General features: G+C 68.7%; 19 protein-coding genes. 6 read left to right on the top strand and 13 right to left on the bottom strand.

Translation table 11 applies throughout. The features are described 5' to 3' along the window. Positions 1 to 76 precede the first annotated feature (76 nt). Together fadD32 and ACWEKS_RS26185 are read right to left on the bottom strand one after the other, a co-directional pair. A complete protein-coding gene (gene fadD32, locus ACWEKS_RS26190; RefSeq protein ID WP_452342558.1) occupies positions 77 to 1954 on the bottom strand; it encodes a long-chain-fatty-acid--AMP ligase FadD32 in 1878 nt (625 codons plus the stop codon). Between the two features lie 167 nt (positions 1955 to 2121). Next, positions 2122 to 3366, bottom strand: coding sequence for a KasA/KasB family beta-ketoacyl-ACP synthase (locus tag ACWEKS_RS26185; protein WP_452342513.1), 1245 nt, complete (start codon positions 3364 to 3366; stop codon positions 2122 to 2124). Positions 3367 to 3669: 303 nt separating this feature from the next. Between ACWEKS_RS26185 and ACWEKS_RS26180 the strand changes: the two genes are divergently transcribed. Further along, positions 3670 to 4668: an acyl-ACP desaturase gene (locus tag ACWEKS_RS26180; RefSeq protein WP_452342512.1), complete on the top strand. Its 999-nt coding sequence runs from the start codon at positions 3670 to 3672 to the stop codon at positions 4666 to 4668. A gap of 82 nt (positions 4669 to 4750) precedes the next feature. Here the strand turns inward: ACWEKS_RS26180 and ACWEKS_RS26175 are convergent, their stop codons facing one another. The 5 genes from ACWEKS_RS26175 to ACWEKS_RS26155 all read right to left on the bottom strand — a co-directional run bounded on the left by ACWEKS_RS26175 (position 4751) and on the right by ACWEKS_RS26155 (position 10225). Then, the gene (locus ACWEKS_RS26175) at positions 4751 to 6112 is read right to left on the bottom strand and encodes an MFS transporter (RefSeq protein WP_452342511.1); all 1362 of its coding nucleotides are present in this window, start codon (positions 6110 to 6112) and stop codon (positions 4751 to 4753) included. 114 nt (positions 6113 to 6226) lie between these two features. Further along, positions 6227 to 6997, bottom strand: coding sequence for an ArsR/SmtB family transcription factor (locus tag ACWEKS_RS26170; RefSeq protein ID WP_452342510.1), 771 nt, complete (start codon positions 6995 to 6997; stop codon positions 6227 to 6229). A 56-nt stretch (positions 6998 to 7053) separates the two neighbouring features. Then, the gene (locus ACWEKS_RS26165; RefSeq protein WP_452342509.1) at positions 7054 to 7887 is read right to left on the bottom strand and encodes a DUF72 domain-containing protein; all 834 of its coding nucleotides are present in this window, start codon (positions 7885 to 7887) and stop codon (positions 7054 to 7056) included. A 15-nt stretch (positions 7888 to 7902) separates the two neighbouring features. Continuing rightward, positions 7903 to 9435, bottom strand: a complete 1533-nt coding sequence (glpK, locus tag ACWEKS_RS26160; protein WP_452342508.1) for a glycerol kinase GlpK — start codon at positions 9433 to 9435, stop codon at positions 7903 to 7905. Between the two features lie 25 nt (positions 9436 to 9460). Beyond that, the gene (locus tag ACWEKS_RS26155; RefSeq protein WP_452342507.1) at positions 9461 to 10225 is read right to left on the bottom strand and encodes an IclR family transcriptional regulator; all 765 of its coding nucleotides are present in this window, start codon (positions 10223 to 10225) and stop codon (positions 9461 to 9463) included. A 148-nt stretch (positions 10226 to 10373) separates the two neighbouring features. On the opposite strand from ACWEKS_RS26155, the gene glpK (ACWEKS_RS26150) reads away from it, so the two are divergent. Further along, positions 10374 to 11900, top strand: coding sequence for a glycerol kinase GlpK (glpK, locus tag ACWEKS_RS26150; RefSeq protein WP_452342506.1), 1527 nt, complete (start codon positions 10374 to 10376; stop codon positions 11898 to 11900). 45 nt (positions 11901 to 11945) lie between these two features. After that, positions 11946 to 13622, top strand: a complete 1677-nt coding sequence (gene glpD / locus ACWEKS_RS26145) for a glycerol-3-phosphate dehydrogenase (protein ID WP_452342505.1) — start codon at positions 11946 to 11948, stop codon at positions 13620 to 13622. Positions 13623 to 13834: 212 nt separating this feature from the next. On the opposite strand, the gene ACWEKS_RS26140 is transcribed toward glpD, so the two are convergent. Both ACWEKS_RS26140 and ACWEKS_RS26135 read right to left on the bottom strand, forming a co-directional pair. Continuing rightward, positions 13835 to 14338: a PaaI family thioesterase gene (locus tag ACWEKS_RS26140; protein ID WP_452342504.1), complete on the bottom strand. Its 504-nt coding sequence runs from the start codon at positions 14336 to 14338 to the stop codon at positions 13835 to 13837. Positions 14339 to 14553: 215 nt separating this feature from the next. Beyond that, the gene (locus ACWEKS_RS26135) at positions 14554 to 17160 is read right to left on the bottom strand and encodes an ATP-dependent Clp protease ATP-binding subunit (RefSeq protein ID WP_452342503.1); all 2607 of its coding nucleotides are present in this window, start codon (positions 17158 to 17160) and stop codon (positions 14554 to 14556) included. A gap of 197 nt (positions 17161 to 17357) precedes the next feature. Between ACWEKS_RS26135 and ACWEKS_RS26130 the strand changes: the two genes are divergently transcribed. Continuing rightward, on the top strand, positions 17358 to 18638 hold the full coding sequence (locus tag ACWEKS_RS26130) for an amidohydrolase (RefSeq protein ID WP_452342502.1): 1281 nt from the start codon (positions 17358 to 17360) through the stop codon (positions 18636 to 18638). Between the two features lie 51 nt (positions 18639 to 18689). On the opposite strand, the gene ACWEKS_RS26125 is transcribed toward ACWEKS_RS26130, so the two are convergent. After that, positions 18690 to 18914, bottom strand: coding sequence for a hypothetical protein (locus ACWEKS_RS26125; protein WP_452342501.1), 225 nt, complete (start codon positions 18912 to 18914; stop codon positions 18690 to 18692). A gap of 273 nt (positions 18915 to 19187) precedes the next feature. Between ACWEKS_RS26125 and ACWEKS_RS26120 the strand changes: the two genes are divergently transcribed. Next, entirely contained in the window at positions 19188 to 22712 is a 3525-nt protein-coding gene (locus tag ACWEKS_RS26120) for a BTAD domain-containing putative transcriptional regulator (RefSeq protein WP_452342500.1), read from the top strand. Positions 22713 to 22824: 112 nt separating this feature from the next. Here ACWEKS_RS26120 and ACWEKS_RS26115 read toward each other — a convergent pair whose 3' ends face one another. The 3 genes from ACWEKS_RS26115 to ACWEKS_RS26105 form a co-directional block, all read right to left on the bottom strand. Further along, a complete protein-coding gene (locus ACWEKS_RS26115) occupies positions 22825 to 23172 on the bottom strand; it encodes a histone-like nucleoid-structuring protein Lsr2 (protein WP_364621785.1) in 348 nt (115 codons plus the stop codon). Positions 23173 to 23307: 135 nt separating this feature from the next. Next, positions 23308 to 23655, bottom strand: a complete 348-nt coding sequence (locus ACWEKS_RS26110) for an Rv3235 family protein (RefSeq protein ID WP_452342499.1) — start codon at positions 23653 to 23655, stop codon at positions 23308 to 23310. Between the two features lie 573 nt (positions 23656 to 24228). Next, a complete protein-coding gene (locus ACWEKS_RS26105) occupies positions 24229 to 25725 on the bottom strand; it encodes a flavin-containing monooxygenase (RefSeq protein ID WP_452342498.1) in 1497 nt (498 codons plus the stop codon). Between the two features lie 70 nt (positions 25726 to 25795). Here ACWEKS_RS26105 and ACWEKS_RS26100 point away from each other — a divergent pair, with 70 nt between their 5' ends. Continuing rightward, on the top strand, positions 25796 to 26806 hold the full coding sequence (locus ACWEKS_RS26100) for an AraC family transcriptional regulator (protein ID WP_452342497.1): 1011 nt from the start codon (positions 25796 to 25798) through the stop codon (positions 26804 to 26806). Positions 26807 to 26859 lie beyond the last annotated feature (53 nt).

Genomic DNA, 26859 nt, shown 5'->3' with positions numbered 1-26859 from the left:
ATCCCCTCGACCCGAAACGCCGAGTGGCACACCTCCGGGGTCTCCCGGAGGTGTGCCACTCGCCGAGGAAACCCGGTCAGTCGGTCTCGTCCGGGAACGCCTGCTGGCGGTGGCCGCCGCGGAGGGTGCCCTCCAGGTAGGCCGCCTTGCAGGCGCGGCGGGCGATCTTGCCGCTGGAGGTGCGCGGAATCGAGCCCGCGGGAACCAGCAGCAGGTCCCGCACGGTGACGCCGTGGCGCTTGGCGATGGCCGCCCGCACGATCTCGGTGATCGGCTCCGGGTCGAGCTTGGCCGCGCCGGTACCGCGTTCGGCCACGATGACCAGTTGCTCGGAGGCGGAGGCGGGCGCGCCGGTGTCGACCGCGACCACCTCGGCCGGGAGCTGATCCCCCGCGACCGAGAAGGCCGCCACGAAACCCGGGCGCAGGGCGGTGCTGGCCCCCTGGGCGGAGTACTCCAGATCCTGCGGATAGTGGTTGCGGCCGTCCACGATCACCAGGTCCTTGACGCGGCCGGTGATGAAGAGCTCGCCGTCGTAGTACGCGCCGAAGTCGCCGGTGCGCATCCAGTTCCCGTCCGCCGCCGCACCTTCCGCGCGGCTCGCGGGCTGCCGGGAGGTGAGCCTGTTGTGGAACGTGGCAAGGCTCTCCTCCGGACGGCCCCAGTAGCCGCGGCCGATGTTCGCACCGTGCAACCAGATCTCGCCGACCTCGCCCTCGGCCTTCTCCGCGCCGGTGTCCGGGTCCACGATGGCCGCCCACTGGGACTTCGCCACGTAGCCGCAGGACACCTGGGCCACAGCGTTTTCCGCGTGCTCGTCGACCTCGACCATCTGCCCGGCATTGAGCCGGGTACGGTCCACCCAGACCGTGCGGGCCTCGTCCTCGCGCTTGGTGGCGGAGACGAACAGTGTGGCCTCGGCCATGCCGTAGCAGGGTTTGATGGCGGTCTTGGGCAGGCCGTACGGGGCGAAGGCGTCGTTGAACTTCTGCATCGAGGTCAGCGACACCGGCTCGCTGCCATTGATCAGTCCGATGACATTGGACAGGTCCAATTCCTCACCGGCCTTGGGCAATCCGCGGGCCGCGGCGTGCTCGAAGGCGAAATTCGGTGCGGCGGCGAAGATCTCGGCGCCGTCCTCCTGGGCGGCCAGCTCCTTGATCCAGCGGTAGGGCCGGCGCACGAAGGCGCTGGGCGACATGATGGTGATGTACTTGCCGCCGATGGTGGGCAGGATGACCGTCAGCAGCCCCATGTCGTGGAACAGCGGCAGCCAGGTGACGCCGCGGGCCTTCTCGGTGATGCCGATGGCATCGATCATCTGCAGCAGGTTGGTGCCGACCGCCCGGTGCGTGATCTCCACGCCGGCCGGGGTGCGGGTGGAGCCGGAGGTGTATTGCAGGTAGGCCACATCGTCCATCTGCACGTGCGGCCGTACCCAGCTCTCCCCCACGCCGTCCGGGATCGCCTCGACCGCCACGATGCGCGGACGCTGCGGCGCGGGTAGGTGTTTGAAGATCTCGCGCACCCCGGAGGCGGCCGCACCGACCGTCAGGACGGCCGCGGGCCTGCAGTTCTCGAGCACGGCGTACAGCCGGTCGGTGTGCCCCTGCTCGTCCGGATCGAACAGCGGTACCGCGATATTGCCCGCGTACACCGCGGCGTACATGGCCACGATGTAGTCGAGTCCCTGCGGCGCCAGGATGGCGACCCGGTCGCCCGGCTGCGTGACCTGCTGTAGTCGGGCGGCTACGGCGCGCAGCCGGAGGCCGAAGCGATTCCACGTGATGTCGTGGTACTCGCCGTCGCGTTCGCGTGAATAGTCGATATAGCGGTAGGCGAGCTCGTCCCCGTTGGCCGCGGCGTGCTTGTCGAGCAGGTCGACCATGGTCTGGTTGTCAGGGATCTTGATGTTGCCGTGCTCGTCCAGATAGTCATCGATGGTCTCGCCGATCATTCCCTATCCTTTTTCAACTCACAGTCGTCAGAACTGTGCAGTGACACCGAACAAAGATCGACACGAAAGCCCGAATGTAGCTGGGGGCTGGGGAACTCTAGCAGGTGCCGGAATCCCACGTCACTGCCTACGGCCGATGGAGGTACCGCGTGCGGCCGGGGCGATCAGTACCGGCCGAAAGCGATGGCCACGTTGTGCCCGCCGAAACCGAAGGAGTTGTTCAGGGCGTAGTCGTAGCGACCCGGCCGGGCCTGGCCTTTCACCACATCCAGGTCGATCTCGGGGTCCTGATTCTCCAAATTCAGTGTGGCGGGGATGATTCCGTCCCGCACGCTGAGGACGGTGATGATCGACTCCAGCGCACCGACCGCGCCGATGGAATGCCCGAGGGCGGATTTCGGCGCGTACACCGCGGGGTGATTGCCGACGGCTTGCTTGATGGCGTTCGCCTCCGCGGTATCGCCGATCGGCGTGGCGGTGGCGTGCGCATTGATATGCGTGACATCGGATTTGGACAGGCCCGCGTACTCCATGGCGCGGGACATGGCACGCGCCGCGCCGGTGCCCTCGGGGTCGGGGGCGACCAGGTGGAAGCCGTCGGAGGTGACGCCCGCGCCCATGATGCGGGCGTGGATGGTGGCGCCGCGGGCCTTGGCGTGCTCCTCGGTCTCGATGACCATGAGCGCGCCCGCCTCACCGAAAACGAAACCGTCGCGGTCCATGTCGAACGGCCGCGAGGCGCCTTTGGGGTCGTGGTTGCGGGTGCTCAGGGCGCGCATCATGGAGAACCCGGCGATGGGCAGTGCCTGGATGGAACCCTCCACGCCGCCGGTGACCACCATGTCGGCATCGCCCATGACGACCATGCGCCAGGCATTGGAGATCGCCTCCGAACCGGACGAACAAGCCGAAACGGGAGTGCACACACCGGCCCTCGCGCCCAGCTCGACCCCGACGCAGGCGGCCGCGCCATTGGGCATCACGGCCTGCACGGTGTTCGGCACCACCTTGCGGTAGCCGCCGTTGACCAGCTTGTCGCGGGCGGACATGAGCATCTCCGCGCCGCCGAGACCGGTGCCGATGGAGACGCCGAGGCGATCGTGGTCCACCTCGGGGCTGCCGGCATTGGCCCACACCTCACGACCCAGCACCACCGCCATCTGCTCGACGTAGGACAGGCGCCGGGCCTCGGCATTGGTGACCAGGCCGGCGGGCGAGACCTTGAGGTGACCACCGATGCGGACCGGTAAGCCGAAATCGTCGAGGAAGCTGTCCTCGAGAACGTCGATCCCGCTCTCCCCGTTGAGTAGTCCCTTCCACGTCGAGTCGACGTCGCCCGCGATCGAGGTGGTCGCCGCGAGCGCGGTGACCACGACACTGGGGTACTGCCGGCGGTGGGGCGTCTGCATGTTCACTCTCCGTAGCAATGCTTCGGCGAACCAGCGTGCGATCCGCATGGCTGTCAATGACTGGTTTAGAACTAGTGAGCGAGCCCGGCCGTGAACGCATCGGCGGGGTATGAAGCCAATATTCGGCGAACTGAGCTAGATTATCCGAGGCGGAGCCGATCGGTCTCATTACGCGACACGCGGGCATCCCTTTTCGACCCCACGGATCCCCTCTCGCCGCGGCGGCGGTCGCCGGATCTCCAGCGTTTCTCTCCTAACATCATTCCCCCAGCGCCGAGCCATTTCGAGGGAGGGCACAGGATCGTGGCCAGGAGTCTCACGCAGTTGGAGCTGCTCATCGAGCTGGAACCGATTGCCGAGCAGAACGTGAACCGTCACCTATCGATGGCCAAGGACTGGAACCCGCACGACTACGTGCCTTGGGATCTCGGTCGCAACTTCGCAGCTATGGCGGGTGTGGACTGGGAACCGGAGCAGTCGAAGCTCAGCGAGGTCGCCAAGGCGGCCATGGTGACCAATCTTCTCACTGAGGACAATCTGCCCAGCTATCACCGGGAAATCGCCGAGAATTTCTCCCAGGACGGGGCTTGGGGTACCTGGGTGGGCCGCTGGACGGCCGAGGAGAACCGGCACGGCATCGTGATGCGCGACTATCTGGTCGTCACCCGGGGTGTGGATCCGGTGGCGCTGGAGCAGGCGCGAATGATTCACATGACCGACGGGTACAACCCCGCGCATCTGATCAGGAAGTACTCGGATACCGAGTACATTCACGCCGATGCCGGATTCATGCATTCTGTCGCTTATGTGACATTCCAGGAATTGGCGACCCGGGTGTCCCACCGCAATACCGGCAGAGTGTGCGACGACCCCATCGCGGACCGCATGCTGCAGCGGATCGCCGCGGACGAGAACCTGCACATGCTCTTCTACCGCAATATGTGCGCCGCGGCCCTGGACCTCTCGCCCGACCAGGCCATGGACGCCATCACCAATGTCGTGGTGGGCTTCCAGATGCCCGGCCTGGGCATGCCCAACTTCCGCCGCAACGGCGTGCTGATGGCCAAGCACGGCATCTACGATCTGCGCCAGCACCTCGACGAGGTGCTGATCCCCAACCTCAAGAAGTGGAACATCTTCGAGCGCACCGACTTCGGCCCCGCCGGCGACCGGCGCCGCAACGAGCTCGGCGAATTCCTCGACAAGCTCCGCAAGGACGTGGTCCGCTTCGAGGAGCAGCGCGACCGCGCGCTCGCCCGCGAAGCCCAGCGCTCCAGCAAGCCCCCGGTCCTCGTGGGCTGAATCATCCGGTGGCACACGGTGGGGCGGGCCCGGCCCGCCCCACCGTGTGCCGCGTCCACCTTCAGGGACGACCCTGCCGCATTCACGGACGACCCCGCGCCGGGAGGAGCGCCCGGGCCAGGATGGCGGCGGCGAGGTAGACCGCGGCGGCGATCGCCAGCGGGATGGCGAGCGCACCGGGGGCGATCGGAATCAGCGCGCCCAGGACCGCGACACCGAGCGCCGAACCCAGCTGCCGGGCGGCATTGAACGCGGCGGCGGCCAGCCCCGCGTGCGTGGGGCCCGCAGCCGACACGGTGACATTGGTGGCGGCGGGCATGGTGTAGGCCATACCGAAACCGATGAGCAGCAAGGGGATCGCGACCACCGGATAGGGCGTCCGGGCACTGATGCACGCAAGGCCGGTCAGCCCCGTCGCGCCGATGGTCAGGCCGGTGACGATGACCGCGCGGGGACCGCGGCGCGCGGCGTGCCGGCCGCCCAGAGCGGACGCCAGAATGCCGACGGCCATCTCAGGCAGCAGTGCCGCACCGGCCAGCGCGGGCGAATAGCCCAGGTGCCGTTGCAGGTACAGACCGACCACGAAGAGCTCGCCGTAGAAGCCGAAGTTCTGCGCCAGGCCGATCATCGCGCCGCCGGTGAAACCACGTTCGCGACGAAGCCCTTCGGGCAGCAGCCCTTTACCCGAGCGTGCCGCCACAGATCCCAGCAGCAGCCCGGCCGACGCCGCCACAACCGCGACCGTGAGCAGCTCCGGACGTATGGGACGGGCACCGCCGAGAATCACGAAGGCGGTGACTCCCGCCATCCCGACGACGGCCGCGACGTGCCCCGGCACCGGAATCCGCTGCGCCACACCGGGTACAGACGGTGCCGCCCGGTGGACCAGCACCGCCGTCACCGCGCACACCGGCACGTTGATGGCGAAAATCGCGGGCCAGCCCAGGGTTTCGGAAAGCACGCCGCCCAGCACCGGCCCGCAACTGGCCGCCGTCGACCCGATCGCACCCCAGATCCCGGTGGCCCTCGCTCTCTCCGCCGCATCCGGATACGTGAACCGGATCAAGGCCAGCGAGGCTGGAATCAGCAGCGCCGCACCGATTCCCTGCACGACCCGGGCTGCCACCAGCAGCCCGACCTCCGGCGCCACCGCACACCCCACCGAGGCCACTGCGAAGAACCCCAGCCCCGCCTGGAAGCAGCGCCGAGCCCCGAACCGATCCGCCAGCCCGCCACCCAGCATGAGCAGCGCCGCGACGGTGACGGTATACCCGTCGACCACCCACTCCAGCCCCGTCACCGTCGTATGCAGCCCGACCGCCATCCGATCCAGCGCGATGTTCACGATCGTGGCATCGAGAATGACAACGAAATACCCGGCGGAAATCGCCGCCAGCGCCGGCCCACCACTTCCGGTCCGCGCCTGTTCCAGTGTTCGGGTCATGCCTTCCACCCTGGCCCCCAACAACTTCGGCCCGGACCGAACCATCCCGGCGTCGATCGACCCGGAGATGGCGTGCCCGCCGCTGTTCGTGCGGGAGGTGCGCGGCCCGGTCTTTCAGGCGCCGCGTGGAACGACCTTCGCGGGGGCTGGGGTGGCGGTTCCGGCGAAGCCGGAGCTGATGGCGGTCTTGTCGATGCCGGCTGTGCGGTCGAGTGCTGCCCAGCCGGCGGGGGTGAATGCCATTGCGCGGGCGGTGGTTCCGGGGGCGCACCAGTCTTTGTCGAGCATGCGGCGCAGCATCAGTGCGCCGAGGCCACCGGCCAGGTGGTAGCGGCGTTCGGACCAGTCGAGGCAGACCTTGACCGGTGGGCGGCGGCCGAAATGGCGGAGATCGGTTGGGGTGATGGCCAATTCGTCGAGAAGGGGGTGGGTGTGGTCGGTGGCGGTCCAGTGCCCGCCGATCACGTTCAACAGGTCGGCGTCGTGCAGGGCGTCGAAGATCGCTACCCCGACGGCTCCGGCGAGATGGTCGTAGCAGGTGCGGGCGAGCTTCAGGTCGCGGTTGGCACGAGCGCCACGTAGCGAACGGACCGGTTGGACCGGCGAGATCAGGGCCATGGATTCCAGGACCTGGACCACCTCGGGGAGTGCGATGCGGTAGTAGCGGTGACGGCCCGCCTTCTCGACGGCCAGCCAGCCCTGATCGACCAGCTTGCCCAGGTGCTCGCTGGCCGTCGCGGCCGTCACGCCCGCCGCCCGGGCCAGTTCGCCGGCCGGCTGGGCGCGGCCGTCGGCCAGAACGGTGAGCATGCGGGCCCGGGCCGGGTCGGCCAGGAGGCGGGCGGCTCCGGAGATGTCCACATCGCCGTCTCTGATCGGTTCCATGGGTCCAGTGTCCCGCCGCCATCCTTCGGCCCGCGCCGAACGGTCCGCGGGTCCGGTCAGAACAGGGTCATGGGGTCGGTGGGGAGGGGGTCCGGCAGGGGTTCCAGGTCGGGGAGGCGGGCACGGACCTCGGCATGGAAGCGGCGGGCGAGCGTGCGGGCCGAGGCATTGTCGGGCGTGTGGATGAACACGGTCGGGGAGCGGCCTTCGCGCAGCCAGGCGACGGTGGCGTCGATCCAGGGCTGCCAGCCGGCGACGGTGGTGGCGACGTCGTCGCGGCCGTGATAGCGCACGATGGGGTATCCGGTGAGGGCGCGGGTGCGGCGCGGGTTGTTGGGCTTCTTGGAGCGAGCCTCGTACTCGGCCGGGCTGACGGGCGGGCCGTCGAACAGGACGGTCGTGTCGAACGGAATCCACTCCGCACCCGCGGCCGTCAGCACCTGTTCGAGTTGGGCCGTGGCGCGCGGGTTTTCGAAGAAGGCGGGGTGGCGCACCTCGACGGCGCAGCGGTAGTGCGACGGCAGGCCGTCGAGCAGCTCGGCGAGAGCGGGCAGATTGGTGAAAGAGGCGGGCAGCTGCACCCACAGCGAGTGCAGGCGGCGGCCCAGCGGTTCGATGGCGTCCAGGAACGCCGCCATCTCGTCGTCGATGCCGGTGAGGCGGCGGTCGTGGGTGATGGTGCGGGGCAGTTTGATCACGAAGCGGAAGTCGGGATCGGTTTGGCGGGCCCAGGATTCGACGGTGCGCCGCTGCGGGACCGCGTAGAAGGTGGTGTTGCCCTCCACCGCATTGCACCAGGAGGAGTACGTGCGCAGGCGTTCTGCCGGCGGTAGCGGCTTCTCCTGCCAGTCCGGGTGTGTCCACATTGCGCAACCGACGTAGAGCCGCATACCTGCCACGTTAGGTCAACGACTTCGGCGTCGTCCGGACACCGGCTCGTTGGGCCGCAGCCAGCCGAAGGTAAGCTGCACGGCCCGCTTCCAGTTGTCGTACTCCTCGGCGCGCAGGTCCGCGTCCATACGCGGCAGCCACTGCGCCGCGACGCGCCAATTGTGGCGCAGGCCCTCGAGATCCGGCCAGTAACCGACCGCCAGGCCCGCCGCGTAGGCCGCGCCCAGCGACACCGTCTCCGCCACGATCGGACGCATGACCGGTATGTCGAGCACATCGGCGATGATCTGCATGAGCAGGTTGTCAGAGGTCATCCCGCCCGCCACCCGCAGCGCCCCGGCCTGCAGTCCCGAGTCGGCATTCATGGCCTCCACCACGTCGCGCGTCTGCCAGGCCGTGGCCTCGAGCACGGCACGGGCGATGTGCCCCTTGGTGATGTACGAGGTGAGCCCGATGAGCAGCCCGCGCGCGTCACTGCGCCAGTGCGGCGCGTACAGCCCCGAGAAGGCGGGCACCAGATAGCAGCCGCCATTGTCTTCGACTGTGCCCGCGAGGGTTTCGATCTCCGGCGCACTGGCGATGAGCCCGATGTTGTCCCGCAGCCACTGCACCAGCGAGCCGGTCACCGCGATCGGCCCCTCCAGCGCGTACACCGGTTCCGGCCCCACCTGGTACCCGATGGTGGTGAGCAGTCCGTGCTCGGACCGCACCAGCTCCCGCCCGGTGTTCATGAGCAGGAATCCGCCGGTGCCGTAGGTGCATTCGGTCTCGCCGGGCGCGAAACAGGTCTGTCCGAACAGCGCCGCGTGCTGATCACCCAGCGCCGCCGCGATCCGCACCCCCGGCAGCACGCGCCGCGCCGTGCCGAATTCGCCGGTCGAGGGCTGGATCCCGGGCAGCATGGCCTTGGGAATATCGAAGAACCGCAACAGTTCTCGATCCCATTCCAGGGTGGACAGGTTCATCAGGAGCGTCCGGCCGGCATTGGAGACATCGGTGACGTGCACCCCGTGATCGGCTCCCCCGGTGAGGTTCCAGATGAGCCAGGTCTCCATGGTCCCGAACAGCACGTCGCCGCGTTCGGCCCGCTCCCGCAGTCCCGGCGTGCGATCCAGCAGCCACCGCAGCCGCGGCGCGGCGAAGTAGGTGGCCAGCGGCAGGCCGCACAGCTCCCGAATCCGTTCCGCCCCGGGCGATTTCCGCAGCCGCTCGACGAGATCCTCGGTGCGCACGTCCTGCCACACGATGGCCCGCCCGATCGGCGTCCCGGTGTGCCGGTCCCACACCACCGTGGTCTCGCGCTGATTGGCGATCCCCACCGCGGCCACCTGTTCCAGGGTGATCCCCGAATCCCGCAGTGCCGCGGGCACGATGCGCTCCACATTGCGCCAGACCTCGAGCGCGTCCTGCTCCATCCACCCCGGCCGCGGATAGTGCTGCCGGTGCTCGCGCTGCGCCACCCCGGTCAGCCGCGCCCGCTGATCGAAGAGGATGGCCCGGGTGGAGGTGGTGCCCTGGTCGATTGCGAGCACATAGCGTTGCGTCATCCGAGCCTGCTCCTGTCCGGGAAGGTCATTGCGCGCCACCGAGATCTCGGGACACCGCGGCGGCGGCGTCGCGCACCTGGGCGATGGGCGCGGACCGGAACCGCAGCTGCCCGTCGCAGAGCCGGTCGACCGGCCCGGTGATGCCGATGGCACCGACCACCAAACCACCCCGGGAGCGAATCGGCGCGGCGACGCTCGCCTCACCGGAACGGTATTCGCCGATATCCCCCGCCCAGCCGGTGCGCCGCACCTCGGAGATCGCCCGCCGCAACTCCGCCGGATCGGTGAGAGTGCGGTGCGTGATCGCGGGCAGCCGGCCGTCGCGCGCCGCGTCGGCGAGCTCCCCGTCGTAGGCCAGCAGCACCTTGCCCAGAGCCGTTGCATGCGAAGGCAATTCCTCTCCGACTGCCAGTTCCTGCTCGGTATTGTCGGGCCGGAAGACGTGGTGGATCACCACCACTCGCCCGTCCACCGGCGCGGCGATCCGCACCGATTCCCCACTGCGCGCGGCCAGCGCGTCGGCGCGGTTGATGGCGCGGGAGCGCAGTTCATTGGCGTCCAGGTGCCCGGACCCGAGGTCCTGCAGTGCCGGACTCAGCAGATACTTGCCCGTCACGGGATCCTGATCGACGAATCCCACCCCTTGCAGCGTCCGCAGAATGCCGTGCGCGGTCGGCTTGGCCAGCCCCAGCGCCGCGGCGATCTCCCCCACTCCCATGCGCCCGGACCCGCGCGCGAGTAGCCGCAGCATGGCCGCGGCGCGCTCGATCGACTGAATTGGACCCGGCATGCCCGTAACCTATCAGCTAACCGTTCGGCATTGTCGAACGCGTCCTCTGCCATAAGCACGTTCCACTTCGTAACGTGGAGCTCGGTCGGCCGGTATCGGCCTCACCAGGGCAAACGGACTCAATGACGAGCTTCCCGGAAGGACCGTGATGACGCAGTACGTCGGAGCCATCGATCAAGGCACGACCTCCACGCGATTCATGGTGTTCGACCACGGCGGCAATGTGGTTGCCCGCCATCAACTCGAACACGAGCAGATTCTCCCGCAGGCCGGCTGGGTGGAGCACAACCCGGACGAGATCTGGGAGCGCACCCGCACCGTCATCAAGAGCGCCCTGGCCGGAGCCGGTCTCACCGCGAGCGACCTGGCCGCCGTCGGCGTCACCAATCAGCGCGAGACCACCATCGTGTGGAACCGCCACACCGGACGCCCCTACTACAACGCCATCGTCTGGCAGGACACCCGCACCGACCGCATCGTGGGCGAGGTGGAGAAGGCCGGCCACGGCGATCTCATTCGCGAACGCGCCGGACTGCCGCCCGCGCCGTACTTCTCCGGCGGCAAGCTGAAGTGGATCCTCGACAATGTCCCCGGCGTGCGGGCGGACGCGGAGAACGGCGACGCCCTCTTCGGCACCTCCGACAGCTGGATCATCTGGAACCTCACCGGCGGCGCCCACGGCGGTGTGCACGTCACCGACCCGACCAATGCGTCGCGCACCATGCTCATGGACCTCGAAACCCTGGACTGGGACGACGAATTGCTCGCCGTGTTCGGGGTGCCGCGCGCCATGCTGCCGCGCATCGCGCCCTCGTCGAATCCCGAGGGCTTCGGCACCACCTACCCCAGCGGCCCTTTCAAAGGCGCGGTGCGGATCGCGGGCGTGCTCGGCGACCAGCAGGCCGCCACGGTCGGCCAGGTCTGCTTCCGGCCCGGCGAGGCCAAGAACACCTACGGCACAGGGAATTTCCTGATGCTGAACACCGGCACCGAGATCGTGCACTCCGAGCACGGCCTGCTGACCACGGTCGCCTATCAGTTCGGCGACGACAAGCCGGTGTACGCGCTGGAGGGCTCGATCGCCGTCACCGGCTCGGCCGTGCAGTGGCTGCGCGACCAGCTGGGCATCATCTCCGGCGCGGAAAGGGTTGAGGCCCTCGCCGGTCAGGTGCCCGACAATGGCGGCGTCTACTTCGTGCCCGCCTTCTCCGGGCTGTTCGCACCCTACTGGCGCCCGGATGCCCGCGGCGTGATCGTGGGCCTGTCCCGCTTCAGCAACAACGCCCACATCGCCAGGGCCACACTGGAATCCATCTGCTACCAGACCCGCGACGTGGTCGAGGCCATGCAGCAGGACTCCGGGGTGCGGCTCGACACCCTGCGCGTCGACGGCGGCGTCACCACCAATGAACTCGCCATGCAGATCCAGGCCGACTTCCTCGGCGTGCCGGTCTCCCGGCCGGTGGTCGCCGAGACCACCGCGCTCGGCGCCGCCTACGCGGCCGGTCTCGCGGTCGGATTCTGGCGTAGCACAGACGAACTCGTGGCCAACTGGCGCGAGGACAAGAACTGGCATCCCACCATGACCGAGGAGCAGCGACGGCGCGGCTATGCGCGCTGGGCCAAGGCCGTCTCGCGCACCCTCGACTGGGTCGACCTCGACGACGAGGACTGACCGGTGCCCCACCAGCATCGAAACACCGATAACAAGGAGTATTTCGTGTCCGCACAACTGGATCCCGCCTACCGCGCCCGGGCGATTGATTCGCTCGGCGACACCGAAATCGACGTTCTCGTGATCGGTGGTGGAGTGACCGGAGCGGGCGCCGCCCTCGACGCCGCCTCTCGCGGTCTGTCCGTCACCCTGGTCGAGGCGCGCGACTTCGCCGCCGGTACTTCCAGCCGGTCCTCCAAGCTCATCCACGGCGGCCTGCGCTACCTGGAACAGTACGACTTCGCGCTGGTCCGTGAGGCTTTGAAGGAGCGCGGCCTGCTGCTGAACAAGCTGGCCCCGCACCTGGTGCACCCGGTGTCGTTCCTGTTCCCGCTGCAGAAGCACTACGAGCGCTTCTACATCGGCGCCGGCATCGCCCTCTACGACACCATGGGCGGCGCGCGCTCGGTGCCCATGCACCGGCACCTGAGTCGTTCCGGCGCACTGGAATTGGCGCCGGCGCTCCGGGAAGACGCCATGACCGGCGCCATCCGCTACTACGACGCGCAGGTCGACGACGCCCGGTATACCATGATGATCGCCCGCACCGCGGCCCAGCACGGCGCGACCGTGCTGACCCGCACCCGGGTCACCGGGCTGCTGCGCGATGGCGAGCAGGTCGTGGGCGCGAAGGTCATGGATCTGGAAACAGGTCTGGAGCACAGCATCCGGGCCAGGACCGTGATCTCGGCGACCGGGGTGTGGACCGACGACATGATCAAGATGACCGGCGTGGACTTCCCGTTCCACGTGCGCATGTCCAAGGGCGTGCACATCATGGTCCCGCGCGAGAAGCTGGACCTGGACACCGGCATCGCCATGAAGACCGAGAAGTCCGTGCTGTTCGTCATCCCGTGGGCCGAGCACTGGATCATCGGCACCACCGACACCGACTGGTCGCTGGACAAGAACCACCCGACCGCTACCGCCGCGGATGTGCAGTACATCCTCGACCACGTCAATTCGCTACTGCGCGAACCGCTCACGCGCGCCGACATCGTCGGCACCTACGCGGGCTTGCGGCCGCTCATGACCGGCGCGTCGAAGGAGACCTCCAAGCTGTCGCGCGAGCACGCGGTGGCCGAACCGGCCCCGGGCCTGTTCGTCATCGCGGGCGGCAAGTACACCACCTACCGGGTGATGGCCGCCGATGTGGTGGACGCCGCCGCCGAGCGCCTCGGCAGCGATGTCGCGCCGTCGGTGACCGCGAACCTGCCCATCCTGGGCGCGGTCGGCTACCAGGACATGGTCGACACCATCGCCGATGTGGCGGCGCGGGCCGGGCTGCCGGTCGAGACCGTGGCGCATCTACTCGGCCGCTACGGCTCGCTGACCGCGGAGATCTTCGACCTGATCGGCGCGACTCCCGAACTGGGCCAACCGATTCCGGGCGCCGAAGACTACCTGGCCGCCGAGGCCGTCTACGCCGCCACCCACGAGGGCGCGCTGCACCTGGACGACCTGCTCACCCGCCGCACCCGCATCTCGATCGAGGTGCCCGACCGCGGCCTGCGGGCGGCGCCGGAGATCGCCCGCCTCATCGCCCCGCACCTGGGCTGGGACGACGAGCGCAGCAATGCCGAGATCAACCGCTACTTCGACCGCGTACACGCCGAACTGGCGGCCAACGAGGAGAAGGACGACGAGTCGGCCAACGCGGCCCGCATGATCGCCGTCGGCTGACGATCGGCCCGAGCATTCCGGCGCCGCACGAGTAATTCCCGCGCGGCGCCGGAGTCGTATTCATTTCCCGAAAAGCCCCGTGCCGGAATCATTTCCACCAGTAGGAACGCCGACCGAGCCGATGCCTGGGTTCCGGCACTCGGCTCCCCGGACGACGGCGCGCTCGCGGGCCTGGTCGCCCGGGAGTACCTGGAGTTCGCAGTTGCGCCGAGTCACAGCCCGATGGTGGGCATCTCCCCGAGGGTCGCACCGAGGCTCAGGAAGTGCTCGGGTGCGACCTCGACGAAAATCGCCCGCCCGGTGGCGATCACGGTGTCGCCATCGGTCAGTGTGGTGTCGATGAAGAGTTTGCGGCCCTCACGTCCGGCGAGCACGGCGGTGACCACGAAATCGCGGTGCAGGCGGGCGGGGGCACAGAAGGTGACGTCGAGTTTGACGGTGACGGCGGGCTGGCGCAGTGGGACCAGGATCGCGCCGCAGGCGTCGTCCAGGGCCGCGGCGACGATGCCGCCGTGCGCCACGCCGGGCGCGCCCTGATGCCGCTCGTCCAGTGTGAAGGTGCCGCACACGGTGTCGCCCCGACGTCCGAAGGCGATCTGCGGGGACGCCGGATTGGCGGGGCCGCAGCCGAAGCAGCCGGGGTGATGCGGCGGGAAGGGCCCGTCGGCGACGAGGTCGCCCAGAGGCAGCGGCGCGGCATCGCGATCAAGGTCCATGACCAGAAGTTAACGCATATTCAAAACTGACATGCACCCGCCCCCGGGCGAGCAGGCAGATCGACAGCAGTGGTCGGGCGCACCCGACTACGCCCAGAGTTTGGCCGTGACCATGTTCGATGTGGACGCGCATGCCCGGCTACGTGAGCCCTCCACGAACGAAATGCGCCGCGCGGGATCGATTCCAGCGCGGCGTATTTCGTGTGCGTCAGTGCTCAGTGCTCGGTCGGGGACGCCTTGCCGCCCGACGCCTTCGTGCTGTGCTTGCCGTGGCCATTTCCGCGGTGCTTGGCATCCGGCTTGTCGGACTTGACCTTGCCGCCCTTGCCGACGGTCATGACCGATTCCTCGGTGATCTCGGCGTCGGTCTTCTTCCCACCGGTGTGATGGATCGCCTCGATCTGCAGACCGTTGCCGTCGGCATCGATGCGCACCGTGTCGCCGGGCGCCAGCGCGCCCTCGAGCAGCTTCTTCGACAGCGCGTTGTCCAGCTGCTTCTGCACGGTCCGGCGCAGTGGCCGGGCACCGAACTCGGGCTGATATCCGTTCTCCGCCAGCCAGTCCATGGCCCGGTCCGAGACATCCAGGCCGATGTCCTGGGCATGCAGCCGCCGCTTGGTGCCGTCGAGCACCAGGCCGACGATATTGCGCAGCTGCGACCTGTCGAGCCGGTGGAAGATGATCTGCTCGTCGAGCCGGTTGAGGAACTCGGGCCGGAACTGCCTGTGCAGCCGCTCCTCGAGCTGCGGCGTGATCGAGTCCAGGTCGCCGTCCTTCGCGGACAGGATCAGATCGGAGCCGATATTGCTGGTGAGAATCACGATGGTGTTCTTGAAATCCACCGTGCGGCCCTTGGCGTCGGTGACCCGGCCGTCGTCGAGCAGCTGCAGCAGCACATTGAACACGTCCGGATGGGCCTTCTCGACCTCGTCGAACAGGATCACCGAGTACGGCTGCCGGCGCACCTTGTCGGTGAGCTGGGCGGCGTCGTCGTAGCCCACGTATCCGGGCGGCGTGCCCACCAGCCGCGAGACGGTGTGCTTCTCCTGGAACTCGCTCATATCGAAGCGAATGAGCCGATCTTCGTCACCGAAGACGGCCTCCGCCAGGGCTTTCGCGAGTTCGGTCTTGCCGACGCCGGTGGGGCCCAGGAACAGGAACGAGCCGATGGGCCGGTTGGGGTCCTTGAGCCCGGCGCGGGCGCGGCGCACCGCCTCGGCCACCGCGACGATGGCCTCGTCCTGGCCGACCACCCGCCGGTGCAGATCCTGTTCCAGCTTCAGCAGTTTCGCGCGTTCCTCGGTGGTGAGGTCGGCGACCGGGATGCCGGTCTGCCGCGACACCACCTCGGCGATATCGGTGATCTCGACCGTCGGGATCTCGGTGCGGTCCACCTCGTCGGCGGTCTTCTTCTCCAGCTTCGAGATCTCGGCCTTGATCCTGTTGGCCCGCTCGTAGTCCTCGCCGGCGACCGCCGCGTCCTTCTCCCGATTCAGGTGCGCCAGTTTGTCTTCCAGCTCACGCACCTTGGGATCCGGTGTGCGCGTACGCAATCGAACCCGCGCGCCCGCCTGGTCCACCAGGTCGATGGCCTTGTCCGGCATGAAGCGGTCGGTGATGTAGCGGTCGGACAGCTCGGCCGCCGCGATCAGCGCCTCGTCCAGGTAGCGCACCTGGTGGTGCTCCTCGTACACATCGGAGAGCCCGCGCAGGATCTCGATGGTGTCGGCCACCGACGGCTCGGACACCATGACCGGCTGGAAGCGACGCTCCAGGGCCGCGTCCTTCTCGATGTACTTGCGGTACTCGTCGATGGTGGTGGCGCCGATGGCGTGCAGTTCGCCGCGGGCCAGGGCGGGCTTGAGCATATTGCCCGCGTCCATGGAGCCCTCGCCACCGGCGCCCGCGCCCACGATGGTGTGCAGCTCGTCGATGAAGACCACCAGTTCGTCGGAGTGCGCGCGCACCTCGTCGAGCACCTTGGTGAGCCGCTCCTCGAATTCGCCGCGATACTTGCTGCCCGCCACCATCGAGCTCACGTCCAGCGCGATGACGCGGCGATCGGTCAGGGTGGCGGGCACGTCGCCATTGACGATGCGCTGGGCCAGACCCTCCACGATCGCGGTCTTGCCGACGCCCGGATCACCGATGAGGACCGGATTGTTCTTGCGCCGCCGCGACAGGATCTCCACGGTCTGCTCGATCTCCTCGGCGCGGCCGACCACCGGATCGACCTGGCCGGCCCGGGCCTCCGCGGTAAGGTCGCGGCCGTACTCGTCGAGGGTCGGGGTGTCGGAGGGCTCCTTGGCGGTCTGGGCGGCGGGCATCTTCGCGCCCGAGAGGGCCTGGGCGGCGGGGCTGTCGTGCACGCCCGCGATGCCGAGCAGAATGTGCTCGGGCCCGATGTAGCTGCTGCCCGCTTCGGCGGCGCTGCGCTGCGAATTGCGCAGGGCCAGCTTGGCGCCGGGGCTCAGGGCCAGGGCGTGGTCCTGGCCGTGCGCGCCGACGCCACTGCCCGCGGCGGTCCGCATCTGCTTGCGCAGTTGTTCGGGGTCCCTGCCGATTTCGGCGATGATGCTCTGGGACGGCTCGATGGCGGCGGCCGCGTAGAGCAGGTGCTCGGGGGTGATCTCGGCGCTGCCCCAGTCGTGGGCGGCCTGCCGGGCGGAGTCCACGACCTGTTTGGCGCTCTCGCTCAGCAAACGGCTCAGGTCGATGCGCTGCACCGGCGGCTGGCGGGACATTCCGGATCCGAAGAATCGGTTGAAGATATCGTCGAAGGAGTCGAAGGAACCCATCGAACTGGGCCAACCCTGGGTCATGGTCACCTCGTGGCTTCGGGTGACGCTCGGAAGGACTCGGGTTCGCAACGAGCCTGCCGACGCGTCAGCTAACGGATGGCGAACTCGGGGTCCACAGTAGTAGCCTCGGCGCGGACGGCAAATGGCCGTAACGACTTTGTTTCGGATCGGTTCGGCCCTCGCCCCCGTCGTCGGAGTACCGGCCGAACGGAGTCCTGATGCCTGCGATCCACGACGAACTCGACGCCCGCGCGGCTGCGGTGGCCGGACAGGTGGTGCGCTGGCGGCGGCATCTGCACGAGCATCCGGAACTCTCGAATCGCGAGAGGAACACCGCGGCGCTGATCAGCGATCACCTGAAAGCATTGAGCCTGGACGAGGTTCGCACCGGGATCGCCGGGCACGGAGTGGTCGGTGTGCTGCGCGGCGGGCAGGCCGGCGACCGGGTGGTGGCGCTGCGCGGGGACATCGACGCACTGCCGGTGCCGGACCTGTGCGGGGTGCCCTTCGCCTCCCACGTGGTCGATCAGCAGTACCCCGGCGGGCCGTTCCCGGTGTCACACGCCTGCGGGCACGACTGCCACACCGCCATGCTCATGGGCGCGGCCACTGTCCTGTCCGAGGTCCGCGAAAAGCTGCCGGGCACCGTGCTTTTCGTGTTCCAGCCCGCCGAGGAGGGCCCGCCGGTCAACGAAAAGGGCGGTGCGCGTGAGATGCTCGCGGAGGGCGCACTCGACGATCCCGCGCCGACGATGGCATTCGGATTCCACGTCACCCCATATCCCAAGGGCTACATCGGATATCGGGTCGGGAACCAGTTCGGGGCGTCCTGCCTGACCAGGATCACCCTCACCGGCCTGCAGGTACACGGGTCCACGCCGTGGATGGGCATCGACCCGATGCCGGCGGCCGGAGCGATCCTGACGGGCATCGGGCAGCTCTACCGGCAGGTCAGCGCCTTCGACCCGGTCACGGTGAGCATCGGGCACGTCGAGGACGTCGGGCGGTTCAATATCATCGGCCAGACCGTGACGCTGTGGGGCACCATTCGCTGCGCGGCGGAGCACGACATGGGCGAGGTACAGACGCGGCTGCGGACGCTCGCCACGAACACCGCGGCCGCCTACAACTGTTCGGCCGCAGTGGATTTCCTGCAGAATGTGCCCGCCGTGCACAACGAGCAGGCGTGGATGGATGCCGGGCTGCCCACCTTCCGCCGGGTGGCCGGGGACGACCGGGTGGTGCCGACGGGGGCCACGCTCGGATACGACGACGTCTCGGAGTTCGTCAACAGATATGGCGGGCTGTACGTGACGCTGGGCGTACAGGACACGCAGCTCGACGCCGCGGGCCTGCCGACGCCGATGCCCGGCGGGCGCGGGCTCCTCATGAACCACAACCCGCACTTCTACGCCGACGACGACACCCTCGTCACCGGCGTGCGGCTGCACGCACAGGTGGCCCACGACCATCTGAGCGGCGCGCTGGTACCCGAATAGTTTGTGCCACAGCCGATTTCCGCGCCGCGATCACCCTCGCGGCGGAAACCGTCAGCGCCCGGCGACGACCGGCATGAACGGCGCGTAGTCGCGAACGTGGCCCTCGGTCCAATCCCAGAGGGACTTCGGGTCCACAGACACGCCGCGCTGCAGAATCAGCCGCCAGCCATCGTCCTGCTTCTCCCAGATATCGCCGTCGCGGTCCACGTACATGCCGGTGCTCTCGGGCTCGATGCCGGTCTCTCCCAGGCCCCTGGGGAAATCCACTGGCTTCATCACACCAACCACCCCTTAACTTCAAGGTTGCTTCCAGTCAGAAGTATTCTTCCCGCCCACTCTTGCGATCCACTTCCGGCCGGGTTGTGTGACGCATTCGCACCGTTAGCATTGGAAACGGAATTCCGTACCACACGGTCTTCTTTATGGCCGCGACCCGCCGATAACTATCCGACAACCATTCGGCTACCTTTTGGCATCTCCAAGTTTTTGAGGGATAGTGCTCTTCTTGCGGCGAATGACCAGTTCGCTTCCGGTCGCAGGAGGACACCGATGGCAGGCGCGGAGCTGAGAGTGCTCGGCCCCCTGCAGCTGTCCGTCGACGGTCGCGACACGCCCCTGGGCACCCCCATGCAGCGCGCCGTGCTGGGCCGCCTCATCGTCGCGCACGGCCAGGTCGTGAGCAGCGAACGGCTGATCGACGACCTGTGGTCCGGGCATCCGCCGCCCAAGGCCACCGCGGTATTGCAGGTGCACATCCACAATCTGCGGCGACTGTTCGAACCCCAGCGCCCGCGGCGTGCGCCCTCCCGCTTCATCGTGTCCGAGTCATCCGGTTATGCCCTGAAGATCCCCGAGAACGCCGTGGACGCATGGCATTTCGAACAGCAGCTGCGGACCTATCAGGAACTGGTCAGCAACCCCGAGATCCACACCGACCCCACCGAGCGCAATGCCCTGCTGGAGGCCGCCCTCTCGCTCTGGCACGGTCCCGCGCTGGAGGCCTTCGCCGAGGCCGATTGGGCCGTCGCCGAGGCCGACCGGCTCACCGATCTCTACCTCACCGCTGTCGAACTCAATGCCCGCACCGAATTGGAACTGGGCCGCTCCGGCGAAGTGGTCCGCGAACTCCGCCAGCTCTTCGAGGACAATCCCGGCCGCGAGGAAATCGTCCGCCTGCTCGCCCTGGCGCAATACCAGCTGGGCCAGCAGCTCGAGGCGCTCACCACCATCCGGCGCTCCCGCGAATTCCTCGGCGGCCTGTTCGGCGTGGATCCCTCCCCCGCGTTACGCCAACTCGAAATAGCGATTCTCAATCACTCCGCCGGCCTCGCCCAGACCCCGCCCCTACCGGCTCACGACCGCCGCCCCACCGGCCCCGCCGCACCCCCTGCCACCACGAGCAGGGCCGCTCCCGCGCCGGTCTCCAGCCCGGGCATCGAGACCGCGAAAGCCAGCGCCGCCCCCGGGGCTGCCGACGGGTTGCATTGCGCTACCGGCTATCTCACCGAGTTGTCGGAGCTGCTGCACGCCGCCGAGGCGGCGCGGGCCGGGCAGTTGCGGGTCGCCTGGGTCGCCGGAGAGGCGGGAATCGGCAAGACCGTGCTGGCGGAGGCCACCCTCGCCACGCTGTCCACCGCGGGCTGGACCGCGGTGACGGGAACCTGCCCGGAGATCGACGGCGCGCCCGCGGCGTGGGCCTGGACCGAGATCAGCACCGCCCTCGACGTGAGCGAGCCGAACCGGGCCGCGGCTGGGCAGCTTTCGGAGAGCGCGGCCGGCCCGGTGACGCCGGCCGCGGACGTGTTCACGCTGGCGCGGGTCATCGCGGAAAAATGCAGGCGCGCAGCCGGTTCCGCGCCGGTGGCGCTGCTACTGGAGGACGTGCAGCGGGCCGATCCGGAGACCTTGCAGGTATTGCGGCAGGTGGTGAGCTGGCTGCGGGATGAGCCGGTATTCGTGCTGGTCACGATGCGGCGATCGGAGGCGGCGCAAGGGCCGCACAATACGGTCGCGGCGCTGGCGCAGCATACGGGCGCCTGGCTGGAGCTCAATGGACTGGACGCGGAGGGGACGCGGCGAGCCGCGGCGGCTGCCGGGCTGCCGGGGATCGAGGCCGAGGCGCTGGAACAGCTGCGCCAGCGGACGGGCGGGAATCCGCTGTTCGTCCGGGAGGTGGCGAAAGCGGCTGCCGCACAGGGGAGTTTGGACGAGGTGCCCGATTCGATCCGGGAGCTGATCGAGGATCGGGTGGCGCAGCTGCCCGACGGGGTGGCCGAAGTGCTGCGGCAGCTGTCCATCTGGGGTGAGAGCGTCGATCTGGCGATCCTCAGTGCGGCGGCGGGGCTGGCCGAGGACACCGTGATCGATCTGGTCACGGCGGCCGAGGCGGCCGGACTGGTGGGCTCCGGGAGCGGCGGGAGTATCCGGTTCGAGCACGGGCTGATTCGCGATGCCGTGTATCTGGGCATACCGCCGCTGCGCCGGGGCCGGATGCACTGGGCCGCACTGGAGCTGCTGGAACAGCGTGCCGACACCTATCCGGCGGTGGCGCGGGACCCGGATGTGCTGGCCCGGCACGCCCTCACCGGCGCGACCGCCGAAACCGCCTCGCGCGCCATCGAATACGTGGAGCGGGCGGCCGAGCGGCGCACCAGCCGCGGGATGCGCAGTGCCGGTGTGCGGCTGCTGCGGTCGGCGGTGGACCTGCACCGGCTGGCGCGCCACGACGCCGACCACGCGCCCGCCGGCGACCGCATCGCACTGCTGCGCACCCGCTGCGCGCTGGTCACGGCGCTGGCCTACGACAATCGGCATCGGGAGGCCCGCGTGGAACGCGACCGGGCCCTCACCCTCGCCGAGCAGCTGGGCGATCCCGACCTGGTGGTCCGGGCGCTGACCTGCTGGCGCGCCCCGATCATCTGGGCGATTCGCAACTGGCGCAGGCCCGATCAGCACATGCGGCGGGCGCTGGCGGGCGCCCTGACCCGGTACGACATCGGCGCGTCCACCCTGGCCCTGCTGGTGAGCGAGACCCCAGGGCCCGCGGCGTCGACCCACGACGACTCGAATGTAATTGCGGCACAGGCCGATTCGAACGACGTCGCAGATGCTGATCTGGTGCGCCTGCTGGTCGCGGCGACCTTCGAGACGGGACTGGTGGAGTCGGCCGCCGGGCGGCGACTGGCGCGGCTGGCCCTGGAGACGGCACGGCGCACCGGCGATCCCGAATTACTGTGTGCCGCCATCAATGCGGTGACCTATCTCGCATTCGGGTACGACGCGGAGTTCTCGGCACTGGTCGACGAACTGGAGGGGCTGGCGACCGCCGCCGGACTGGCCGAGTACCGGGCGCTGGCGCATTATCTGGGATATCGGGCCGCAGTGGCCCGGGCGGATCTGCGGGAGGCCGGGCGGCGGGCGACGGCCGCGGTGGAGTTCGCCGACGAGGGCCAGTTGCAGCCGCTGCTGGATATGGTCAGCTGTTTCGCCGGGACCATGGAACTGCTGCGCGGGAACATCGACGCGGCCGACGAGCTGTACCAGCGGTTCACCACCCGCACCCGGCTTTCCGGCGTCGCCAATCACGCGGAGGCGGAGTTGTTCTGCGCGCTCTCGACCGCGTGGGCGCGGGGTGAACTGGGGAGCCTGACGGACCGGCTCGCGAACGCCCATGCGGCCCTGCCCGCGGCGGCCGCCCCGGCCTACACGCTCGCACTGCTGCAGAGCGGACAGCGCGAGCGCGCACGCGGCGTGTACGAGGACTCGGATCCGATTGCGGCGGGCTTCTATCCGGTCCTCATGTCGGCATTGCGGGCGGTCGCCGCCATCGAGCTCGGCGACAGTCCAGCAATTCAGCGGCTCTACGAATACCTGGCGCCGCACAGCGGCACCCTGATCGGCCTCGAAACCGGGATGACCGAGTTCGGCCCGATGGACTCGATCCTGGCGGCGCTGGCCGCCGCCCAGGGCGATGCCGAGGCGGCCGCTGCGCATCGCGACCGCGCGGAACGCCTGCTGGAAAGGATTCGAGCCGAACTTCCCGAGTGCGGCGCCGTACTACTGCGCGCGGCTTGATGCACGAGAAATCCGGATCGAGCCATTGGCCTGAAATGTCCTCCCCGCGCTTAGAGCCGATGCCCGCAGGCTTCGGCTCCCAGCGAATTCCCAGCGCCGTGATTTGCGCTGGTTAATTCTTGGCGCGCTGGTAAGCGTCGACGATCTCGGCCGGGATACGGCCGCGCGAGGAAACCTGGTGCCCCTGAGCGCGCGCCCATTCGCGGATCGCGGTGCTCTCCTCGCGGTCCACCGCCGGACGGGCGCGGCCGCCCGCGGCCACCTTGCCGGTCCGCTTGGAACGACCGACCTTGCGGGCCTTATCGGTCCACGGTTCCAGGGCCTCCCGCAGCTTGCCGGCGTTCTTGTTCGACAGGTCGATCTCGAAGTCGTTGCCGTCGATCGAGAAAAAGACGGTCTCGTCGGCCTTCGATTCGCCGTCGTAGTCGTCAACCAGAGTTACGGTGACTTTCTTCGCCATGGACTGCCCTTCCACGTGTGAGGTGCCGCTATTCGCCGAAATGTTAATGCCGCGCGATGCAGGATTCAAACCAGGCGCGAATCGAATTACGGGCGACCAGACTATTCTGCTATTACCGCAGAGACCGTCCGGTCTTCAGCACACCCGGAATGCGGCCAAGCGCCACCCGGAACGACCGTGGACAATGCGGGCGGCGAGCGCGAAACGCCGCGCGCCGCGATCGTAACCCGCGCAAACTTCCGCCTGCCCCGGCCCGGCCATGATCACATCCACCCTGGTGAGGGTGGCGGTGCCGAGCTGCCGACCGGGTAGCCGTCCCACCCCCGCCAGGGTGCGCACCGCGGCTACCACCGCCGGCTCGGCGAGCGGCCCCAGTTGCCTCACCGGACGGCGGCCGTCCAGCACCTCGAGCGCCAGCCGCAGCACCGCACCGGCGAATTGCCTTGCCGCAGTGTTGCATTCATCACCACCCCAGGCTTTCACAGCATGCGAAGAACGCAGAAGCCGTTGCAGGCCGACCGATCCGGGCGCAGCAGACACCGATCGGCGATCCACTCGATTCCGGCATCCGGGCGATAGGCCCGCGGTGGCGGACGGCCACTGATCGGGCTGCGGCACCCGGCGGCCCACCTCCGGCGCGTGGCGGTCCGCCCTCGGCACCTGGCGGACCGGCTCCGGCTTGCCGCGACACTGTTCCAGCGGTGGCTCGAATCGTGGTGCGGGCAGCAGGAATCCGCCCGCCGCTGTCCTCGACTCCATCGCTGTCCCCGAGTCCGTCGCTGCCCGCGACTCGACCACCGCTCTCGTCTCGACTCCTCCCATGGCGCGAAAGCATGGCAGCCCAGCCGAACGCAGGCGGCCGAAATCAGGGTTTCGCACCCCTCGGCTACTTCAGCAGCGCGAGCCGCCCCAGCAGGTCGGTGGGCAGGTAGAGCAACCGGCTGGTGGTCCACAGCTGCCCGGACTGAGGGTCGTACTGATCGGGGTGGATGTCATGGCGGCCATGCTGGCCAGCAGGCCCGAGAGCGAACCGGAGGCACTGCGGCGGAACCGAATTCAGTGGACCGGTTCGAGCACCTCGGCCGCCGCGACCGGCCGCAGCGTCTTGCCGAGGTCGGTGCGCAGGACCATGGCGGTGTCCAGCAGGTAGTTCTGCCGCACCTGCCACGGATGCCGATCGCCCTGGCGCGGGAAGTCGCCGATCGAGCGCTGGACGTACCCGGAGGCCAGATCCAGCAGTGGCCGCTCGTGCAGGGTGCGCTGCGGCTGCGGGACCACCGCACGGTAGCCGTTGCGGTCCATGTACCCCAGCACCTTGCAGACCAGTCGCGAGGTGAGGTCGGCGCGCAGCGTCCAGGAGGCATTGGTGTAGCCGATGCACACCGCGAAGTTGGGCACGCCGGTCAGCATGGTGCCCTGCCAGACGAACTGCTCGGACAGCTCCACCGGTGCCCCGTCGACCACCAGGTCGACGCCGCCGAAGGCGAGCAGCTGCAGGCCGGTGGCGGTGACCACCACATCGGCCTCGAGCACCTTGCCCGACTTCAGCCGGATGCCCTCGGGCACAAAGGTTTCGATGTGATCGGTGACCACCTCGGCCTTGCCCTTGCGCATGGCCTTGAAGAAGTCGGCGTTGGGCACCGCGCACAGGCGCTGATCCCACGGGTTGTATTCGGGCGTGAAATGCTCGGCGACCAGCTTCTCGTCCTTCAGGATTCGGGTGGTGAGCCCGGTGAGCAGCTTGCGAGCGGCCGCGGGCCGACGCCGGCAGTACTGGTAGAAGCCGATGTTGAACAGGATGTTCTTGGTGCGGATGAGCCGGTGCGCCAGGTTCGGCGGCAGCAGTTCGCGCATCCGGTCGGCCACCTTGTCGCGGCCGGGGACGGCGGAGATCCAGGTGGGGCTGCGCTGCAGCATGGTCACCAGTTCGGCCTGCTCGGCCATGGCCGGGACCAGGGTGACCGCGGTCGCGCCGCTGCCGATGACCACCACGCGCTTGCCGGTGTAGTCGAAGTCCTCGGGCCAGAACTGGGGGTGCACCACGGTGCCGGCGAAGTCGGCGATGCCCGGGAACTCGGGCTCATGGCCGTGGTCGTAGTTGTAATAGCCGGAGCAGGAGTAGAGAAAGCCGCAGGTGAGCGTGCCGCGCTCGACACCCTCGGAGGTACGCCGCTCGACAGTGAGCGTCCACCGCGACTCGCCGCTGTCCCATTCCGCGCCAACGACTTTGGTGCCGTACCGGATGTGCTTGTCGATGCCGTTCTCGGTGGCCGTGTCGGTGATGTAGCGCAGGATGGCCGGCCCGTCGGCGATCGACTTGGCGTCACGCCAGGGCTTGAACGGGTAGCCGAGGGTGAACATGTCGCTGTCGGAGCGGATGCCCGGGTAACGGAACAGGTCCCAGGTGCCGCCGAGCGCGTCGCGCGCCTCGAGGATGGCGTAGCTGCGGCCGGGCTGCTCGGCCTGCAGGCGATACGCCGCACCGATGCCGGAGAGCCCGGCTCCGACGATGACGACGTCGAGGTGTTCGGCGAGAGGTTGCGCGGCGTTCATGACTTCCAGTCTGTTGCGCCCGCCATCCGGTTTCTTGACTCTGCACGACAAGTATTTGATCCTTGACGACATGTCGGTGATCAGATCCGCCGGGCTGCGGGGTTTCCGCGCGACCGTGGCCGAGCTCGGCGGGGACGCCGAGGAGCTGGCCGCCGCCTGCGGACTGCCGCTCGCCGCCCTGGACACCGACGATCTACTGGTCCCCGACCATGCGGTCGGGGCGGTGCTGGAGCTGGCGGCCCATCGGCTCGACTGCCCGGATCTGGGGCTGCGGATGGCGTCGCGGCAGGACCTGGACATGCTCGGCCCGCTGGCGCTGGCCATCCGGAATGCCACCACCCTGGCCGCGGTGCTCGACTGCACCTCGCGGTACCTGTTCGTGCACGCCCGCTCGCTCAGTCTGACCATGGCACCCGACCCGTACGGCGATCGCGGCGTCATCGCCCTGCGCTACGGCGCCACCGCACCCGGCCTGCCCACCCCCGTCCAGGGCACCGATCTCGGATTGGCCTTCGTACACAGGACGATTCAGCGCCTGGCCGAGGACCGCTACGGGCTGCGCTCGGTGGAGGTCCCCTACCGGCCCGCCGCCCCGATCCAGGCGTACGAGGAATTCTTCGGCGCGCCAGTACGAATCGAGCGTCCGGCCGCACTACTGCGGATACCGGCCGCGCTCGGTAATCGGCAACTCTCCGGCGGCGACGAGAACCTGCACCGGATGGCGATGGCCTTCCTGGCCCAGCAGTCCGGCGGCGCGGCCACGGCGATCGCGCCGCGCGTGCGGACCACCCTGCAGAAGCTGCTCGGCACCGCCGCACCCGAAATCGATGCCGTGGCACGGCTGCTCACCATCCATCCGCGCACCCTGCAGCGACGGCTGGCCGCCGAGGGCACCAGCTTCGCGGCGATTCTCGACGAGGTCCGGCGCACCGAGGCGCGACGCTACCTGACCACGACGGATATGCCGATGAGCCAGGTGGCCTCGCTCATCGGTTTGTCGGAACAGTCTGTATTCACACGTTGTTGCCAGCGCTGGTGGGGTGCAACGCCGACCGCGGTACGCAAGGGCAAAGCGGGCTGACCACACCGGATGTCAATGGGAGGGCGCCGAGTTTCGATGGGCCCATTGGCAAA

This window comes from Nocardia sp. NPDC004711 (assembly GCF_053601595.1).
This window is presented reverse-complemented; position numbering and strand designations above follow the sequence as displayed.

Excerpts from the sequence above, each read along its gene's own strand:
- ACWEKS_RS26185 (WP_452342513.1), bottom strand. The coding sequence starts at position 3,366 with ATGCAGACGCCCCACCGCCGGCAGTACCCCAGTGTCGTGGTCACCGCG.
- ACWEKS_RS26175 (WP_452342511.1), bottom strand. The coding sequence starts at position 6,112 with ATGACCCGAACACTGGAACAGGCGCGGACCGGAAGTGGTGGGCCGGCG.
- ACWEKS_RS26170 (WP_452342510.1), bottom strand. The coding sequence starts at position 6,997 with ATGGAACCGATCAGAGACGGCGATGTGGACATCTCCGGAGCCGCCCGC.
- ACWEKS_RS26165 (WP_452342509.1), bottom strand. The coding sequence starts at position 7,887 with ATGCGGCTCTACGTCGGTTGCGCAATGTGGACACACCCGGACTGGCAG.
- glpK (WP_452342508.1), bottom strand. The coding sequence starts at position 9,435 with ATGACGCAACGCTATGTGCTCGCAATCGACCAGGGCACCACCTCCACC.
- ACWEKS_RS26155 (WP_452342507.1), bottom strand. The coding sequence starts at position 10,225 with ATGCCGGGTCCAATTCAGTCGATCGAGCGCGCCGCGGCCATGCTGCGG.
- glpK (WP_452342506.1), top strand. The coding sequence starts at position 10,374 with ATGACGCAGTACGTCGGAGCCATCGATCAAGGCACGACCTCCACGCGA.
- ACWEKS_RS26140 (WP_452342504.1), bottom strand. The coding sequence starts at position 14,338 with ATGGACCTTGATCGCGATGCCGCGCCGCTGCCTCTGGGCGACCTCGTC.
- ACWEKS_RS26135 (WP_452342503.1), bottom strand. The coding sequence starts at position 17,160 with ATGACCCAGGGTTGGCCCAGTTCGATGGGTTCCTTCGACTCCTTCGAC.
- ACWEKS_RS26130 (WP_452342502.1), top strand. The coding sequence starts at position 17,358 with ATGCCTGCGATCCACGACGAACTCGACGCCCGCGCGGCTGCGGTGGCC.
- ACWEKS_RS26125 (WP_452342501.1), bottom strand. The coding sequence starts at position 18,914 with ATGAAGCCAGTGGATTTCCCCAGGGGCCTGGGAGAGACCGGCATCGAG.
- ACWEKS_RS26120 (WP_452342500.1), top strand. The coding sequence starts at position 19,188 with ATGGCAGGCGCGGAGCTGAGAGTGCTCGGCCCCCTGCAGCTGTCCGTC.
- ACWEKS_RS26115 (WP_364621785.1), bottom strand. The coding sequence starts at position 23,172 with ATGGCGAAGAAAGTCACCGTAACTCTGGTTGACGACTACGACGGCGAA.
- ACWEKS_RS26105 (WP_452342498.1), bottom strand. The coding sequence starts at position 25,725 with ATGAACGCCGCGCAACCTCTCGCCGAACACCTCGACGTCGTCATCGTC.
- ACWEKS_RS26100 (WP_452342497.1), top strand. The coding sequence starts at position 25,796 with ATGTCGGTGATCAGATCCGCCGGGCTGCGGGGTTTCCGCGCGACCGTG.